The following is a 17,193-nucleotide window of genomic DNA, read 5'->3' as shown; positions in this document are numbered from 1 at the left end:
TAAAATTTGATAGCAGTAAATAAAACGCTTTTTCACACCAAACCAATCTTGGATTGTTCTAAATTGGTCTAGTGTTCCTAATTCAACTTAATAATTTATTGATTGTTTTTATTCCAATCATCTAAAGCAGCAATGACAAAGCTGGCTGCGGGATGGCTAAGGGCTTGTTCTAGAGCCGCCGTACCACCAGCCCTCAACGCGCTGATTGTTTTCTGCATTAAAGTTGGGTTATTTTCGATGCGTTGCGTGGCTTCTGTTGCCAGTGCCATTTTTCCTGACATTGTTTCAGTAGGATAAGATTGACTTAATTGGTCTAGTAATTGCTGAATTTCGGCTGCGGCTTCTGCAAGGTTTTGTTTTTGTTCTGGTGAAGAATAAGTGGTTGAGGTTTGCACGTTATTATTACCCTGTGCTGCTTGCATCCCACCATTCACACTACCGCCGCTTACATTTTGAGAAATTCCACCAGGATTATTAGTCATTGTATTTACCTTTTCTATTTGGGTGTTTGAATAAAAACTAGGACGCTCAAGTGCCGTCATTACCATATTCTCTAATCTGCGGATTTGATTATCTTTTTCTGCTAAAAGTAATTTAATTTCTCTCTCTGGTAAACCTTTAAGCTGATTATAACTATCAAAATATTCTGCACTCAGTTGCGACTTGTCAGCCGTTCCTGCGGTTTTGGCACGAAGTAAAAACTTGTCCTGTCCCCGTTTCTCCATTGCCACAATTTCTAGTTCAGCTTCCGGGTGGTTCTCTGCTAACTGCTTAAAGGAAATTGCGATCGCTCTGGGGTCAACACCTTGGTTGTGGTAGAGGTCAAGGGTGTCGAAAATAGGTTGAATAAAATCGCCAAACTCACCATCTGCAAACACCTCCTTGTGGTTATCAGGTTTGCGAAGTGGGTCAGGATTTTCTTTTGTGGGCAGTCGCATATAAACGTATTCACATCGCACTCCATCAAACTTAGTGTCAGTGGTAATACCCCAATCTTGAATGTATGCCCCGGTGAGAGTAGCCCCTGTTAAATCTGTTCCATTAAGTTGTGTTTGTACTAATTTCGCCCTGGATAAATCTGCATCTTGTAAATTAGCCCCGCTCAAATCTGCACCAATAAAACTGGCATCTACCAAATTGGCTTCTTGAAAATTGACTCCTCGCAAGTCGTCACGGTCAAAATTCTTGTCTTGTCCCTGACCTGTAACTAGCACGTTTACCACTTTTGCTTTTTGCAGGTAAGTTGTTCCTGGACGAACAAGGTCAAGTTTTTTAGTTTTATTGAAACAAGTGCGAGTCAAATTAGCTTTTCTAAAATCTGTACTTTTTAGTGTCGCTGCGGTGAAATTAGCATCAGTTAAATCCGCGTTGTAAAAGCTTGTACCACCACTCGCTGCAAAAGCAACAGCTATATTCCAAATTAAAGAGTATTTTTCATCTCCCTCCATTGCTTGGAGAACAATGTAAGAAATGAATAAGCATCCGGCGCACATGATGGCGGCGGTGATATCATCAATGGCTGCGAGAATGGCGGTGCCGATGATTACGACAATCAATCCGGCTCCGACATCGACAATGGCTCCGGCAATGGCTCCGGCAATGGCGATGCCGATGGTTCCGACAAGAACTCCGGTCATGACTCCGGCGAAGACGATGGTTCTGGCTCCAGCAATGGCTCCAGCAATAGCTGCGGCGAAGGTGATGGGGATGGCTCCGACGACGGCTGAGTTGAATCCTTGGCGAAGAATAACTATAAAGGCAACAATTATTACTATTAAGGCAGCCCAGCCAGCAATCTGATTTTTTTGACTTGAACTGTCAAATATTATATTTATGAGTTCGTGAGCGAAGGCTAACAAAATTCCTGAAAATCCAGACAACAACAAAGATACACAGACTAAAAATATAGCCCAATGCCTTTGCAGCCCAGCAGTAGCATGACTGAAATTTGCACCTTTGAGATTCGCCCCTGTAAAATCTGCCCCTCGAATATCTGCACCGCTAAAATTTACACCCTCAAGGTTTTGACCTTTGAAAGAGCGCCCTCTGAGATTTCGACCGGAGAAGTCCTGGGACATGGCTGGGTGCTGTATACAAATTTCTTTTTGGATACAGATATACCATGAACAATTTCGTAATTACAAAGTTTTAAAGCGATTCTTTTTTCTTAACGCCAGTTTTTATGCTTCCATCCCCGACTTAATTGTTTCGCTCTCCTCACCGATAAATCATTCATTCACAATCAAGTTATAGTCAATATAACCCAGCATCGCCCCTCTTTTTATTGCCTCATAACGGTTCTTGACGTGCCACTTACTATACAAATCACTGGCATAATTTTTGACTGTACTAATAGAGAGAAACATTTCTTTGGCAATCTGTTCAAAAACTAAACCCTGAGCCAGTAATCGCAGGACTTGTATTTGTCGCTCAGTGGGAGGTTCAAACAAGTTTTTGTCAGCAAAACTAGGGTCGATATATCTGTTTTGATAAAGGCTTTATAACAGTTTTTTAGCCAGATCGGGTCAAGCAGGCATTCATCAAAGTAAGCTCTCTTGATGGCTAGTTCAATCAATTCTATATCAGCACTTTTGAGCATATAAGAATCAGCCCCATGACGGAAAGCTGAGTTAATAAAGTCTGAATGAGTCTGATTAGTAAAAATTACCACTTTACTATTAGTTTTCCTTTTGATTGAGCGAGTCAGTTCTAAACCACTCATGTCGGGTAATAATAAATCAACTAACACAACATCAGGGTTGGTTTGTTCAATTAACTGAAAACCTATCTTCCCGCAAGTCGCATCACCTATAACTTCTATCTCTGGAGATTGTGAAATAGCGCCTTTGATGCCCAAGAGCGTGAATATTTCTGGTTCAACAATTACTATTTTCAGCATAATTTTGATAATTCTCTAATAATAAATGGCTGTTTATTGGCGGACTTATTATTGATGCTTCTGCCGTGGGTGTCCGTGCTGCCGTAGCAGTGCCGTAGGCTACGACCTATAGAGGGCATGGATTGCCGTGATTGCTGCCGTATGCCGTGGACACTCAGGAAAGCCAGTAAGACATCCCTTTTTATGACCACGGCATTACGGCAATCCGTTTACCAATTAGGCAGAGAGTAGCTATCATTCCCATCAGGATTTACCCTCTCAGTCTTAACTAATTCAGCTAAACCATCAATTAATTCTGGCTCTGAATAACCAGATAACCTGTCTGCTTTCTTCAAATCGCGTAATGTTTTTGGTGTTTTAGACTTCACATTTTGGAAGTATTCATAAATCTTTTTAGCTACTTCAGATAATGGTTTGGGATGTACATTATGAGCAGCATTTAAATTAAATTCTAGGTCAAACACTCTATCTAGATATTCCTGCTCCGAAGCAATTGAATTGACTTGATTAGATAAGAGAGGCATCAATGCCACAACAAAACCACCAACGGAAGCAATCATAACTGGACGGAGGTTTTGATAAGAGACTGCTTTAATATCCAAGTACTTAGATTTGATTTGTTCTCTCTCTTGTTTACCCGGAATAATGTCACCTCTATTTAAAATCAACTCCAGCACCCCATAAGATTCTTGCTCCCTTCCGTTCTTGATATACCTGTTACCTAACAACAATAAATTGAGACAGAGACGAGTTTGAGCATCCATCTTTTCAATGCCCAATGCCGCCAGATTAAAAGACTGTAGGGAGGCAATGAACTTAGTATTAAACTCTCGACCAATCAGCAGAACATCAAGCAATTTACTCCCATAATTCCAATCAGAGTAATGCTTGCTTAATTGGTCAGCAATCACTAACCAATCATCCAGAATTAAAATCAATGGCGGTAAGGATTCGCGCTTTGATTCTGGTAGTTGCTTACGCTGTTTGTAGCTCAGGTAAAAGTTGTCAATTACCTCTTTGGCTAAATCTGGGTTTTCCCCGTCAAAGACAATTACCCTTTCTTTCTCCCGTAACCCGCAGAAACTATCATTCTTAGCACTAATTACCCAAATGTCCGCCTCTGGGGAATCAGCCAAAATCCGCCCAATTAAGTAATTGAGGGTTACTGATTTACCGCTTCCCGGTGCGGCAACTAAAGCAGTGGAACTATCTGCTCTGGCTAGGGCTTGCAAAGTATTCAGGGCAAGAGCTTCTGATGGGTCAAGGCTACCATTCGTATTTTGTTGTAATGTCTGCTGTTCAGAGCCAGTTACTTTATCGTCACCCCTGGCGATATCCTGCATTGACTGCCCCGGTAATGCTGCGGCTGGTTGTCCAGTTGCCTGTTGCAGTTGCACCCGTGCTTCGGCTTCTGCCTTTAACCTGACTTGCTCTTGAAATATGGCTAATTCTTCCGGTGTCATCTTTGATAATTGTGCTGCTCTTACCCGTCGATTCTCAGACCATTGGTGAAACTCGTAGTCTAGCTGTGCGGTGTAACTTTCCTTGTGCAGTCTCAAGCCGAACCGGAGCTTGCTGATTAACCAGTTGGCTTTTAGCTCATTCCTCAGTTCGGGTAACATCTGCATCAATCGCCATTCCCTAGCCTTAGACAATGCGAAAGCACCACCTGTGGCCACTACTGCGGCTAGACCCCAAAGCGGCTTATCTGGGTTACTTGGGGGAATAATTCTTAGACGGGTTGCCTTAGTTGGCAGAAAGCTATCACGTTGAAACTCTGGGTTAGCTGGTGCATAAGAAGAGGCATAAAACTCCGACTCTGGCATAATGTACCGCTTGTCAGGTGTGCAGTACCGCAAACGGTTAACTGGATTTTTTAGCGTTTGGGGGATGAAGCAATACTCAACCAAACTAATTTGAGTGCCAGTAAATGACTTTGCCCCACAAATCAACCCGATGGCCGCCAGCACCCCCACAGTAATATTGTTGGCTGTTCCCGAACGCAAGTATTCTTCAAATTGTTTGCGTTTCATTGGTTTGTTCCCCTGACGATTGCTGCAATCACCAACAACACAAAAGCACCTACCCCAATCCACAGCCAAGGTATTTCACTCTTGGGAGTTGGCTTAACTTCGTAGGTTTTAACCTCCTGATAGAACCGTGTCTTACCTGTATTAGTTGCTTCTGACACTGCCCTATATTCATCAAAGGCAATCCACAACGAAGCCCCTACACTCACCGTCTGAGCAGTGGCTACCATGAAGTCTTTACCAATGTGGATTCTGCCGTCATAGTGAATTTTAGTAAGGGTATCAGCGAAAAATAGCCCTAGTACAATGCTGCTTAAAGTGCCAGAAGCGATCGCGGAAATTCCCAAACTTGTTAGTAGGCTGACTCCAGCATTGGCAGTAAACACACCCAGAAATGTAGCCAGTGCTTTGTTTAGCAGTTGCTTGTTACTGAAGACATCACGAATGGATTGCTCTAACCGTTCGCCGTCTTCGCTCTCTGGGGTCGGTTTTTCTGAAGTAGTTTCACCCCACATTAACGGTGTGGACTGTTCACTGGTGTTTTGGAACTGTGATAATAGGGAATCAATTTCATTCATGTTTACCTCGCGTGGGTGAAACAGAAAAAGCCAGAGTTTACTGTCACTACTGGCTTTCGACTTACTTATGGTTTAAATGCCCATGAAGTTGCGGAACCACTGCCCTACTCGGCTAATCCCAGCAGTGCGCGAGTAATTGGGCTTGGGTATGCGGTCGGTTTTCGCTTCACTGCCATTAGTCCACAGTGCGCTAGTTACCGCAGTTTCATAAGCGCGATCTGCTGCATCTTGGGCTTCTGGGACTTTGTTAGAAGCTTTGATTAAATCAGCCTCATATTTTGCTAGAGCCATTAAATCCGCAGTGGCCCCAGATATCTGAATCAAGGATGAGCGTTGAGCGTGACGGGTGGCCTCGGCAGTAGTAGCATTGACGTGTTCCGCCTGCATCTCGGACATCTCGTTTTTGAAACGCTGCTCTCCTGTCTTACTGGTGTTGATAGCTTTCAGGGTTTGCGTACCGTGTTTTTGGGTGAGTTGCACCAATTCAGCGTAGGCTTGGTTTACATCGCCAGTTGTTTCAATAATCTTCCGATATGCCTCCAAAGCTTTAGGCAGATTAGCCTTAGCTGTGTCAGACAGTCGCGCCATGTCTGCAATTTTGGTGATTACCGTTTGATCTCCGTGTAAGGCTTTGTTGAACTCCTCAGCTGACACATCAAACAGTCTCCCCATTGCTCCTAACGTACCGGGGGCATTGTTGGGAATATGGTTTTTGAGTTTCGCTCCTCCAAAATTACGTGCCATTTAATCTCCTAATAAGGTATTAAGTCGTAGTTGATATCATCGTCATCAGAGGGCGCTTCATCCCAATAGTCCATGTCCTCAAATCGGCTATAAATTCTCGTTGCTAATTGCCTTACGGGGTCGTCAAAATCTTCAGAGATTAAATCAAATCTCTTCTCACCAAACGCCAAGATATTTGCAATGTCCGCGTCAATCCCATTACCCAAGAATTGACCAAATGCAGCAGAGTATGGATGGTCATCAATGGTTTTATGAGTTGCTAAGAATTCCGTTCCTGTAAAGGGTGGGTAATCTTCACTCTCGAATATTGGTGTGGAAAGTGCCTCAATATCAGACTCAATCCTTGCTGCCCATTGTTCAGGATTTTCTACTTTGAATTGCTGCTTTCTTAGGGCGGAGTCGGTCAGAGGTGAACGTCCCCAATCGTTGGGATTTTTGTAATCAAGTGCCATGTTAAAATCCTTCTGTACTTTCGTTTTTGCGGCGAGAGATACGTCCCCTAGTGAGGCGATTGCAATGATTGGTCGTCGGTGCAATCGCTTCATCATCAGTTTTCACAAAACTCAACAAGTTCAAAAACCTCCCTCTGCACTTGGTTTTGGCTTAATTCTTTGCGTCTGCCTTTGGAGTCATTAAATATGAAAGGGGCATTGACTCGACAATTAGAACGGTGGCTGTAGCGCAATTGTTGACCACGGAATTGGTACAAATGGTTACGCTGTAAGGCTGTCGTTAAAAGCATAAGTTTGTCCCTCAACTTGGGAATAGAACTCGATATTTAGGATGGCTTCATGAATCTCCATCAAGGCTTGGACAGCATCACCAATTTTTAGATCATTCGATGTACTGAACCGTTCAGAGGCTTCAATTTGTTTGTAATTTGGCGATGCTTGCACGAACCTTAGAATCTGTTCGCAACCGAGGATGATGGTCATGATTTCGGTTGTTGTTAGGCTTGGTTGTGTCTTTTGGGTGTCTTGGTCGCTCATGACTTCCTTCCTTTTCTTTGGGTTTTCATCGGTGTGGGTTGGGGTTCTGGCTGATTACTTGGGGCTTGTGGCTGGTTCGGTTTTTGAAGTACATAGCTGATGGCCCCTGCACCACCCACGGCTGCGGCGATGGTGAACATATTGTTTCTGCCAAGCTGCTGCACTCCGAAGTAGCCAACTGCGATCGCTGCTGCTGTTGCTCCAATGCCTAAAACCGTGTTTCTAAATCTGGATTTGGTCATGCTGCCCCTTTGAAATTAGTGACCATTGCGCTAAGTGCCGATTTATTGGGCTGTGTAGATGTTGCTGTTTCAACTTTGGGCGATGTTTGCACATTACCGTGTTGAAAAATCAGTTTCTCTACACCTGCTGAAAGGGCTTGTGTCGGTGCATCTTGGGGTAAATCAAACATCTTGCACAATTCAATTACTGCTAGGTAGGAGATGGTTATACGCCGAGATTCGTAATTCATTGATTAGGCTCCCAAAGAGATTTGAGTTAATAGTTTCAACCCCAAGGCATTGATGAATTGGGGATTATTCAAGACCACAAAGCCTAAACCGGCTAAGTTTTGATCCACCACTGGCAAGGAAACACCCCCACCCCAGGCGACAAGGTATTTAGCGCGGTCTAGATAATTGCCAGCAGTCACAAAGTTGGCGAATTTCTCAATCCTGTTTGACCACCACTCATCTAGACACTGGCTGTACTCTGCCTCGAACTTCTTGCCTGTAAGGTGGTTGCCGCCGTATGTGAAAGTGGCTTCGATAATCCCCTGGTTCACTAAGCTGGGTGAGTGCTTCACATCCTTGGACAGCAAGCTCACTCGGTCGTTCCGCTTGTCGAGCGCTTCTGCAATCATGCTGTGCAGTTCACCGGCTCCACCTTCAATCAAGTGACGGTCAATCACCGCACCGCTACCGTTGAACACGGTTACAAGCCAAGTTGATGAACCGATATCAAGAGCGATCGCTAATTCTGACGGGTCAAGTACCAGGGATGCTTCACCGAATAAGCAGTGGGCAATGCTTCCAAATCCTTCGGGGTAAATGCCTGTGACTACGATTTCAACTGTCTTGGTGACAATGGAACGAGTTACAGGATGCAGATGCTCAAAGGTATGAGTCCCTTCAACCCTGCGCTTAATCTCAGTCGCCCAGCGTTCCGGGTTATGGTTGCTCAAACTAATTGAAAGTTTGACACCATCGGGAATATTGAGAACTGCTAAGTCTGCAAGAATGCTTTCTAGTGCGAGTTCTGCTTTTTTGGCTTTGTCCTCGTGTAACAGGGTGTGGTCACTTTGCGCTAGAGCAGCACTGCCCCAAAAGAATTGAACGTCTTTTAAGTCTAGGCGCGTTCCTTCTACATATCGAACCCATGCCCCATCTTTTGAGATGGTTTCGTGGTGCATAATATTGCGATTGCGAACAAGTGAGTATGCAGCTGGCATCATGATCGAAAAATCACCGATGATTGCCTTGCCATACCCTGCACCTGAGTCTTTTCCGGCGATCAGGTCAGTTAGCCCGGATTTGGCTAACAAGTCTGCTTGAACTAGCCAATTTTTGGCATTGGAATATATAGCTGTCATGGTTCAGATGATTGTTAAAGTCTTGATTTTTCTGGCTTGGCGTTGATTTTTAGGCAAATCACGATAAATCCAAATATCCAGTTTGGGGCTTGCCATCACTTCGCTTTCCGGCTTCTATCACCTCTGTTCTGCGTCGTTTTTTGGCTTGCTAATGTTATGCTAACGCAACATTGCGCTGTTGCAACAGCGTGTTAAATGATGTTTTGTTATTGCAACAGTAAAATGAAGCAATAAATCTTATGAGTAATGGCATGGGGAGACGTAATAATCCAGACTATTCACAAATAACCGCTTTAATATCAAAAGATATAGCTAAAAAGTTTCGCCTCTACTGCACGGATCAGGAAATTCAGATTACAGACGCGGTTGAAGAAGCAATTAAAGAGTATCTGAGTAAAAGAGGTGTCTCACTAACTTGATGTTGCAACATTGCGCTAAAATCGCTGTGAAGCTGAAAAGCGATCGCAGAACATAAACAGACTAATCAAAACAAACCAGTATGACGATGACTATATAAAACGTTTGATACTGCCTGCACTGGATAAAGAGTCTAACAAATGGCTATTAGTTCAGAAATGCAGTGTCAAGCATTAGTATCAGTACAGCCCGTATTAATTTCACATCATTAATTTTGATGCTGCCAATGTTAGCCGTGAAAGACCCACAAAGCGATTTTCAACTCCCCCTGCATAACGAAGCAGCATTAAAGTGGATTAGGGAGACGAAAAATTACTACTCCACTGTTGCTCTAGCAGTTGGTGGTACTGCGCTGGTATCTGGCAGCTTCATTAATCCGGCTGCCTGGGCTGCTTTTGCATTGGCTTACAAACCGTTGGTGATCATTCAAAAACTTGCACGGTTGGAAAAATTAACCGACCTACTTTTACAAGAGTTTAAAAGCCAGGGGATAGAAATCTTTCCATTTCCGGGAGGAGAGAAAAACCCTATTGACTTGTTTATTAGATTTCCACGAACAACTCACCTGTTTATCTCCATTCGTTCGATAGGAGATAGGGAGGTAGTCTACAACGAAGCCAGGGAAGCTTTACAACTCAGAAAGAAGGATAAGAATGGTTTGACAACCTGGAAACCTTGTCCACTACTTGAGTTGGCTGATTACGAAAAGTGGCTTAACAAAAACAGAGACTTGTTCGCAATGTCTTCTCGTGAAGCTACAAAAACGCCAACAGCAAAAGTTTTAGCCCTATGGCCTCCTACTAGAGCGGCTTCAAATCTCAATGAACATTTATATTCGTCCGTGGGAAGTATGAGAATTCTGGCTCTTAGGAGAAAAGGTACTATGTTTGTGATTCAAGAGGGGGAAGTAATCGAGTTTGTTAGGGCTTGGTTAGCCCAATACAAATAGGCTAAAAGTTGAAAACCCCTTCGTCCAGTGTGGACAACGGGGCTTTCAAAATTAATTCCATTGGAATTGGGGATTGGGTTTCGCAGCCTAATTAGTATCCCTAATAGTAATTTTATCTTACACGATCAGGTGTAAAGCCAATGTAATACTGGCTCACCAGATGTAAAGAGCGTTTCAAGAATTTTAGCAAATTAGATTTTTGAACGTTTGTACTAGAAAATTACTGCCACGGGATAGCTCCAATTCCTCCAATACACATAATGGAGGATTTGTAAAGTGTCAAAAAAACAGCTATTTCATACCTCAGCTACCAACAAGCTGCTATTCGCAACTATTGCGAACCCTTGCCCCCACTGCGGTAAACCAGACTGGTGCTACTCAATAGGAGAATTTACAGTTTGCGATCGTGATCGCTTTCATCAGCCTAACTATGCACTGGCTCAACCTAAACAATCGCCAATTTATGTATTAAGTAATTGTCAAAAATTAAATAATGTTCAAGGAGGTATCGCGTAATGGTTGCACAATTCCCCAATCAACAGGCGTTCGCCTCCTTTGATATTCGCAATTTTGTAGACCAGCTAGAACCAGCCAAAGAGAAAAATAAATACATCTGCCCAGTTTGCGGTGGGCATAATTTATCCATTGTCCAAGAAACTGGGAAGTACAGCTGCTTTAACCAGTGTGAGTGCAAAGACATCCGGGAGGCGATTAAACCCTGGGCTGAAGTGGTGGCAGAAAGAGCAGGGGCTAATTACACTCCATCCCTAAACCGTTTGGCTGCGAAGCCCAAGAGAATCTTGCCCAAAAGTGCGCCAATTCCAGATGGTGAATTAGCACTGGTGATGTTGACCCAAGCGGCGACTGACATACCCCAAACTCAAAACATAACTTGCAAGCTCCCAAAGGGAATACCAGGGAATGCAACACAAACAATCTATCCTTACTCACAAACCCAATGGGTAATTCGCTATGAATGGGCGGATTACATCAAAGAGAAGGGTTATGATAAGTCCTTCCGCCAATGGCACAGGCTTCCAGATGGCACTCCAGAAATGAGAAAAGGGGATGAACCTTGGGGAGCATATCGTATTGATGAAGCGATCGCCGCCGCTAAATCTGTGACGGGAACCTCAGCACTACTCCAACACGAAGGGGAGGGGTGCGTAGAAGTTGGTCGAGAGCATGGGCTTGCTGGAATTACGTTTCAGGGCAGTGGGTGGGATAAGAAAACCATCACCCCAGAATATCAACTCTTGAAAGATTCAGGCATAGGATTAATCGTTTTTCTGCACGATGCCGATGACACTGGACTAAAGAAACTTGCGACCTGCCAAGAATGCGCGGCTGAAGTAGGAATCGCATTGATCGGAATTAACCCTCACGACATCTGCCCTGGCTTACCATATAAATCAAGTGATATCAAAGAAATTTTGGGGCAGATGGAAGTACCAGAGTTTATCCGCAGGCTAGAGCAGGAGATCCACGCGGCTGTGGCAGAACGGCAAGAAATAGAAGCTAGCGTGTCCAATGTCCAAAATAATGACTCTGTAGGGACGAACTTTACCCAGCAAGCTTTTCACGCTTTATATACAGATAAGCATTGGATTACTATTAACGATGAACTTTATTTCCACACTGGGAGCTACTACAAATTATCTCCAGACTCCAAAGAACGTAAGCGCATTACTGACTTCTGCGATTCTTACTCAATCGAAGATGCCAATGGTAAAAAAGATTATCCTTATGCAACACCAAACTGGGTTAAAAAGGTTCTTGAATGGGCGAAGCTACGAACAGAAATTGACCCAGAACTAGTTAACCCTCCCGGAACAAACTGCACTAATGGAGTCCTAAAAATTATTTGGGATAAAAAAGATTTTACTGTTGAACTAAAACCACACACACCAGAGGATTACTACACTTACAAGCCATTAGTGGAGTACAACCCTAACGCAGATGATACCTATTGTGAGCAATTACTATCATGTTTGGATAAGCCACAACAAGAGATATTTATAAGGATCGTAGCCGCATCTCTTGATTTAGAAACTGTCAGAAAATTTAAGGGTAGACAGGTAAGGGCATTATTAGCAGTTGGTCTGGGTTCTAATGGTAAAGATGCTTTACGTAGGTGTTTGTCCTCTATTTATGGGGAAGAGAAAGCCTTTACATCTGTTCCCCTGACTGACTTCCAGCTATACGATGAAGGTCGAAAATTTAATTTACATCCATTAATGGGTAGCCGTGTTAATTGGGCTTCAGAAAATGCCCAAACTTGCAGAATTGATAGAATTCAAAGTTTAAAGCTTTTCATTACTGGAGACAAATTACATTATGAACGCAAGGGGAAAGACCATACAGAATTTACGCCGAATGGAATAGGTATCTTTAACTTAAATGAAACCCCAGCAATTCAAGGAGTACTAAAAGCAATTGAAGATAGAATTGCAGTTTTAGAGTTTAGAAAGACTTTCACCGATAACCCTGACCCCAATAATCCAAACGAGTTAAAAGCTGACTCTCGATTTGTTTATGACTTGGATTTCATTAAATCTAACGTAGCCCCAGCATTTCTAAACAGGATGATAAAAGGGCTGAGGGATTTAATAGAACAAGGCATAGATTATAGCTGTACTTCTGATGCTTTTCGCAATCTCCAGAAAGAAAATAATCATCTTTTTGAATTCATTGAATCCAACAATATAGGTTACGTAGAGGGTGGAGAAATAGCGGTAAGCGCTTTGTGGTCAAGGTTGGAGCAATGGTATATCCAAAACGGGACATTAACTATGGACTCTGACGGCAACAGGAGAAGCTGGATAGACCAAGCCCGACCCAGTGACAAGAATGTTAAAGGGGCGAACCAAGTTGCTCCAAGATTTATGCAACTTTTCCCCAAAGCCATTAGAGGTACTAAGTACTGCAACGTTGCGAAAAAAGATATTCCTATACTCAAAGGAATTGGTATTACTGAAGTTACCCGACCCAGTTTGACCGAAACCCGACCCAGTTCCGACCCAGTTTCCGACCCAGAAAACCAGCTACAGCAAGCATCCCGACCCACCCGACCCACTTTTTCTAACTTTCATGAAAGTAACGTTGAAAAGGAAGATATGAAAATTGAATTGCCTTCTCTTCCAGTGCAAAAGGAGGAATACCCCCCCATAACTGGGTCGGGTGGGTCGGAAGTCTTACCCAGTAATGATTATTGCCCCGGTGAGTGGGTCGTAACTGGGTCGGATGACTTAGAAAGTGGGTCGGGTCAATCTGAGGATGAAGAGGTTGAACTTCTCGATAACCCAATCTCGCTGCTACAGGCTGAGAGCGAGGGCGACAACATCAATTTATATATTGGGCATCTGGTAGAAGTGCGATCGCTCGGTGGGTCAGTCAAATTTGCAGGTGAGATGACTAACTACGACTCTAAGAATGGAATTGTGACTGTGACCAACGAGCAGGGCAACCGAGATGCACTCCTCTGTGAAACTTTTGTGATTGGGTGAGACGGCATTTTAATCTTTCGGTTGGGTACTCTAACCCCAGAGTGCCTTAAAAAAACATGAAAAAAGCTGCCTTTCTATTTATTGCATCGATTTTAATGCTTTGTAGCCGACCCTTATTTTCTCATTTCCAATTACAGTTTAACCAGTCGCCAAGTTTATCTTTTCGATTTATACACATCCTATTAACTCTCTAACAGGTGAACGTCTGAATTGGCTTGATCTCCCAGTAGTAGACAAACTGTGGAATTCCAAACGTGCTGATAAAGGTGGATTTATTCAACAAGTTACAAATTGGAAACCTTCTATCCTTCAGCCCTATGTTTACCTGCCTGCATTAACGAATTTTTTGTAGACGTAAAACTTTTGGTGCGATTATCTCCATCCAAAAAGCTCACCATAGCCTCTAATAGGCATCAGCACAGAGCAATAAAAAACCCCTTCCTGGGGGACAGGAGAGGGAGATAGGGAAAAATAACCTATGGTAGCCTTGCCAGTATTCGCCGTGAGTCTGTTTGGGGTTCAGCCGGGATACGCGCAAAATAGGACACGTTGTAAATAAATGTTGCAGAGCGTGTTTTAGTGATTTACCAACTTGCCCATAAATGATATTGGGACAATCAAAATTTTGCACGAGGAAATCAACTCTTCACCCCAATAGCCCCTCAAGCTTGCCCATCAACAATCATTTTTGGGAATGTTTCAACTGGAGGAATAAAGTAAAGCTTGGGATTGAAACAACCGTAGATCAAGGGTTTGGCAAGATGTCCGTTACAGAACTTTACAACGTGTTCTGTTTTGCGCTTATCCCGGCTGAACCGCATCATCTTGCCAAGAGTAGGCTGGCACAGAATTTCTTACTAATGGTTGTTAAGTCCGGTGAAATCAATGCTTTTGGGAGCCAATGCAGCGCACTGTTCTTGCACTGTCGGGACTATTTCGCAAAATAGCCCCACCTAAGCTTTAGACGATGTTAGGCAGCTGAGGAGATGAGGCAATTTTCTTCAAGTATTTGGATTCACCCCTAGTTCTACCCGATTTATTTGTATCTATTGAATTACACAAGCAAATAAACAAGGAGAAGATTATGCAAAATAAAAAAACTCCAACCTCAACAGACTATTTCTGTTGAACTTCCACTTGAATTTACCCTTGTAGTTGCAAACATCAAAATTCACTAAATCATCAAATCAAATTTTCAAAAGGAGACATAGTTATGGCTTTGATTAAAGGTGATCCTTCGTGGCGGTTTTGGACTCGTGATGACTCTCTAAATGGTACTTCTGAGTCCGATCAAATTTACGGATATGAAGGGAAAGATACGCTCTATGGTAATGGAGGAAACGATCAACTCTTTGGAGGAAATGACAATGATAACCTCTATGGTGGTGATGGTTCTGACAGTCTTTTTGGCGAAGCAGGAAACGATCAACTCAATGGAGGTAATGGCAATGATTCACTTTATGGAGGCGATGGCAACGACTCTTTTTATGGAGGAGCAGACAGCGACTATTTAGATGGTGGGAATGGAGATGATTATCTGCTTGGTGAGTCAGGAAATGATCAATTGTTTGGCTGGTACGGTAACGATGTTCTGAATGGAGGCGATGGTTATGATTCCCTTTATGGCGAAGGAAATAACGACACCCTCTATGGTTACTCTGGTGATGATTACCTGAATGGAGGCGATGGTTATGACACCCTTTATGGAGGTGTAGGAAACGATACTTACATTGTTGACAGCCCTACTTATGACACAGTTATAGAATACGCTAACGAGGGAATTGATACTGTTCGTGCCAGTTCTGACTATACTTTGGGGGCGAACGTAGAGAACTTAGTATTAATAGGAATAACTGTTAGTGGTTCTGGCAATCAACTGAACAATTCAATTACTGGTAATGAAGCAAATAATTACCTGTCCGGCAATGACGGTGATGACAAACTAAGTGGTGCAACTGGTAACGACACCTTACTTGGTGGGAATGGCAACGATGAGCTTTATGGAGGAGCTGATAACGACTATTTAGATGGGTGGAATGGCAACGATAAACTCTATGGAGAAGTCGGTAACGACTACTTATTAGGATACTTCGGTAATGATTCCCTCTATGGTGGTGTAGGAGACGACATAGTTTTTGGGGAAGCAGATCATGATGATTTATCTGGAGATCAGGGCAATGACTTTTTAGATGGTGGAGATGGTAATGACTATCTATATGGTGATCTATATGGTCAAATTGGAAATGATACTTTGATTGGTGGTGAAGGAAGTGATTACCTTGTGGGTGGAGATGGTACTGATACTTTAACCGGCGGCAATGGAGCTGATGCCTTCAAATTCTCTTATGGAGCGAATGCTGGTATCGACAGTATTGTAGACTTTAACGTATTTGAAGATAAAATATATTTTAGCGATGTTTTTGGTTCTGGATTAGCTTGGGGTAATCTGAGTGGCGATCGTTTTGTCTTAGGTTCCGCAGCAGTTGATAGTAACAACCGATTTATCTACGACACTAACACAGGTGCTCTCTTCTTTGATTACGATGGAGCAGGTGGTGTAGCACAAGTGCAATTTGCTCAACTTTCTACAGGTTTAGCTTTAAGTGCTGCCAACTTCTTCATTACTCCTGCTGGTTAGTCCATCTTCAATACGTTCGGTTAAGAAATTTATCTGTAGAGGCGAGTTTTTGAAGCAGGGGTAGCTCTTATAGCTAGGGAAGATCAGAATCATTGAACAGTAACTTTCTTTTCTCCCCCCAGCCTCAAGAGCTTATTCAAATTGAAACTGGTTCTAGCTCTGCCAATACCTCATGGCAGAGCTAGAAATTTGCTCGTGAGCGCTTGACATGCTTCAAGAAGCGCCAGCTTCGGAAGGCATCAACAAAAAAAAGTTTTAGCTGAAATGGAATCACCCGATAAATTATTTTGGTAGATGAAATTCCTGGTTCAAGCGTCATCATCAGTATCAATTAATTTACATTCATTCTCTACTTGTAGTCACTAATTTTGTATTAAATTAATGCCAAACAACACCAAATATTTGCCCTTTAGGAGCAGAAAAATACCATTTTCTTACCAAACTGTTGCAATCTGACCAAATAGTTACCAAATCGTTGCGGAATTCTCACAAATTTTTGCTAAATCGAGTTTTTTCAAGGGTTTCAAAAACATTTTTAAAAATTGACGGGAGTCAGTGACCAAATCGTTGCCAGATTTAGACCGTTTGCAACTACGTAGCACCAAATTTTGACCAAATAAAATTTGGGATTTTGACGCACAGTACGCCATCTTTGGCTGAAAGTTTTTTTGAGCCAAATTTTGATTTGAGTGATTTTCAAATCACTTGGAGCAATTTTTACTACTTCATACCAATTTAAATGGTGTTTAGGGCAGATAGGGCATCAAGAATGAAGGAATACCCAGTAATGGACATAATCACGGATGGTGTTAACTCAGCCAAGAGTTGATCAACTTTGGCTTGCAGTTGATC

Annotated in this window: 17 protein-coding genes; 5 read left to right on the top strand and 12 right to left on the bottom strand. The window is 42.8% G+C overall.

The features are described 5' to 3' along the window. Positions 1-95: 95 nt before the first annotated feature. The 12 genes from H6G92_RS29165 to H6G92_RS29115 form a co-directional block, all read right to left on the bottom strand. Complete coding sequence (locus tag H6G92_RS29165) at positions 96-2,078, bottom strand: pentapeptide repeat-containing protein (RefSeq protein WP_190899001.1); 1,983 nt, start codon at positions 2,076-2,078, stop codon at positions 96-98. Between the two features lie 150 nt (positions 2,079-2,228). After that, positions 2,229-2,450 carry a response regulator transcription factor gene (locus H6G92_RS39760; protein WP_242059351.1) on the bottom strand — a complete coding sequence of 74 codons (222 nt, stop codon included), beginning with the start codon at positions 2,448-2,450 and terminating at the stop codon, positions 2,229-2,231. Continuing rightward, a complete protein-coding gene (locus tag H6G92_RS29160; RefSeq protein ID WP_242059350.1) occupies positions 2,390-2,899 on the bottom strand; it encodes a response regulator in 510 nt (169 codons plus the stop codon). The genes H6G92_RS39760 and H6G92_RS29160 overlap by 61 nt, the downstream gene beginning before the upstream one ends. Positions 2,900-3,108: 209 nt before the next feature. Next, positions 3,109-4,932: a hypothetical protein gene (locus tag H6G92_RS29155; RefSeq protein WP_190898999.1), complete on the bottom strand. Its 1,824-nt coding sequence runs from the start codon at positions 4,930-4,932 to the stop codon at positions 3,109-3,111. Further along, the gene (locus tag H6G92_RS29150) at positions 4,929-5,507 is read right to left on the bottom strand and encodes a hypothetical protein (protein ID WP_199345021.1); all 579 of its coding nucleotides are present in this window, start codon (positions 5,505-5,507) and stop codon (positions 4,929-4,931) included. The genes H6G92_RS29155 and H6G92_RS29150 overlap by 4 nt, the downstream gene beginning before the upstream one ends. A 72-nt stretch (positions 5,508-5,579) precedes the next feature. Further along, the gene (locus H6G92_RS29145; protein WP_190898997.1) at positions 5,580-6,251 is read right to left on the bottom strand and encodes a hypothetical protein; all 672 of its coding nucleotides are present in this window, start codon (positions 6,249-6,251) and stop codon (positions 5,580-5,582) included. A gap of 8 nt (positions 6,252-6,259) precedes the next feature. Next, entirely contained in the window at positions 6,260-6,799 is a 540-nt protein-coding gene (locus H6G92_RS29140; protein ID WP_242059349.1) for a hypothetical protein, read from the bottom strand. Further along, entirely contained in the window at positions 6,799-6,993 is a 195-nt protein-coding gene (locus H6G92_RS29135; RefSeq protein WP_190898995.1) for a hypothetical protein, read from the bottom strand. The genes H6G92_RS29140 and H6G92_RS29135 overlap by 1 nt, the downstream gene beginning before the upstream one ends. Next, the gene (locus H6G92_RS29130; protein WP_190898993.1) at positions 6,965-7,240 is read right to left on the bottom strand and encodes a hypothetical protein; all 276 of its coding nucleotides are present in this window, start codon (positions 7,238-7,240) and stop codon (positions 6,965-6,967) included. The genes H6G92_RS29135 and H6G92_RS29130 overlap by 29 nt, the downstream gene beginning before the upstream one ends. Further along, a complete protein-coding gene (locus tag H6G92_RS29125) occupies positions 7,237-7,482 on the bottom strand; it encodes a hypothetical protein (RefSeq protein ID WP_190898991.1) in 246 nt (81 codons plus the stop codon). The genes H6G92_RS29130 and H6G92_RS29125 overlap by 4 nt, the downstream gene beginning before the upstream one ends. After that, entirely contained in the window at positions 7,479-7,712 is a 234-nt protein-coding gene (locus tag H6G92_RS29120; RefSeq protein ID WP_190898990.1) for a hypothetical protein, read from the bottom strand. Before H6G92_RS29120 ends, H6G92_RS29125 begins: the two co-directional genes overlap by 4 nt. A 3-nt stretch (positions 7,713-7,715) precedes the next feature. Next, complete coding sequence (locus tag H6G92_RS29115; protein ID WP_190898989.1) at positions 7,716-8,831, bottom strand: ParM/StbA family protein; 1,116 nt, start codon at positions 8,829-8,831, stop codon at positions 7,716-7,718. A gap of 239 nt (positions 8,832-9,070) precedes the next feature. On the opposite strand from H6G92_RS29115, the gene H6G92_RS29110 reads away from it, so the two are divergent. The 5 genes from H6G92_RS29110 (at position 9,071) to H6G92_RS29090 (ending at position 16,341) form a co-directional block, all read left to right on the top strand. Continuing rightward, the gene (locus H6G92_RS29110) at positions 9,071-9,250 is read left to right on the top strand and encodes a hypothetical protein (RefSeq protein WP_179076071.1); all 180 of its coding nucleotides are present in this window, start codon (positions 9,071-9,073) and stop codon (positions 9,248-9,250) included. Positions 9,251-9,474: 224 nt separating this feature from the next. Continuing rightward, on the top strand, positions 9,475-10,197 hold the full coding sequence (locus H6G92_RS29105) for a hypothetical protein (protein WP_190884685.1): 723 nt from the start codon (positions 9,475-9,477) through the stop codon (positions 10,195-10,197). 276 nt (positions 10,198-10,473) lie between these two features. Continuing rightward, a complete protein-coding gene (locus H6G92_RS29100) occupies positions 10,474-10,713 on the top strand; it encodes a hypothetical protein (RefSeq protein ID WP_190898988.1) in 240 nt (79 codons plus the stop codon). Then, a complete protein-coding gene (locus H6G92_RS29095; RefSeq protein ID WP_190898987.1) occupies positions 10,713-13,703 on the top strand; it encodes a DUF5906 domain-containing protein in 2,991 nt (996 codons plus the stop codon). The genes H6G92_RS29100 and H6G92_RS29095 overlap by 1 nt, the downstream gene beginning before the upstream one ends. Positions 13,704-14,916: 1,213 nt before the next feature. Next, positions 14,917-16,341, top strand: coding sequence for a calcium-binding protein (locus H6G92_RS29090; protein ID WP_190898986.1), 1,425 nt, complete (start codon positions 14,917-14,919; stop codon positions 16,339-16,341). Positions 16,342-17,193: the final 852 nt, after the last annotated feature.

Source organism: Nostoc foliaceum FACHB-393, assembly GCF_014698505.1.
GTDB lineage: Bacteria > Cyanobacteriota > Cyanobacteriia > Cyanobacteriales > Nostocaceae > Nostoc > Nostoc foliaceum_A.
This window is presented reverse-complemented; position numbering and strand designations above follow the sequence as displayed.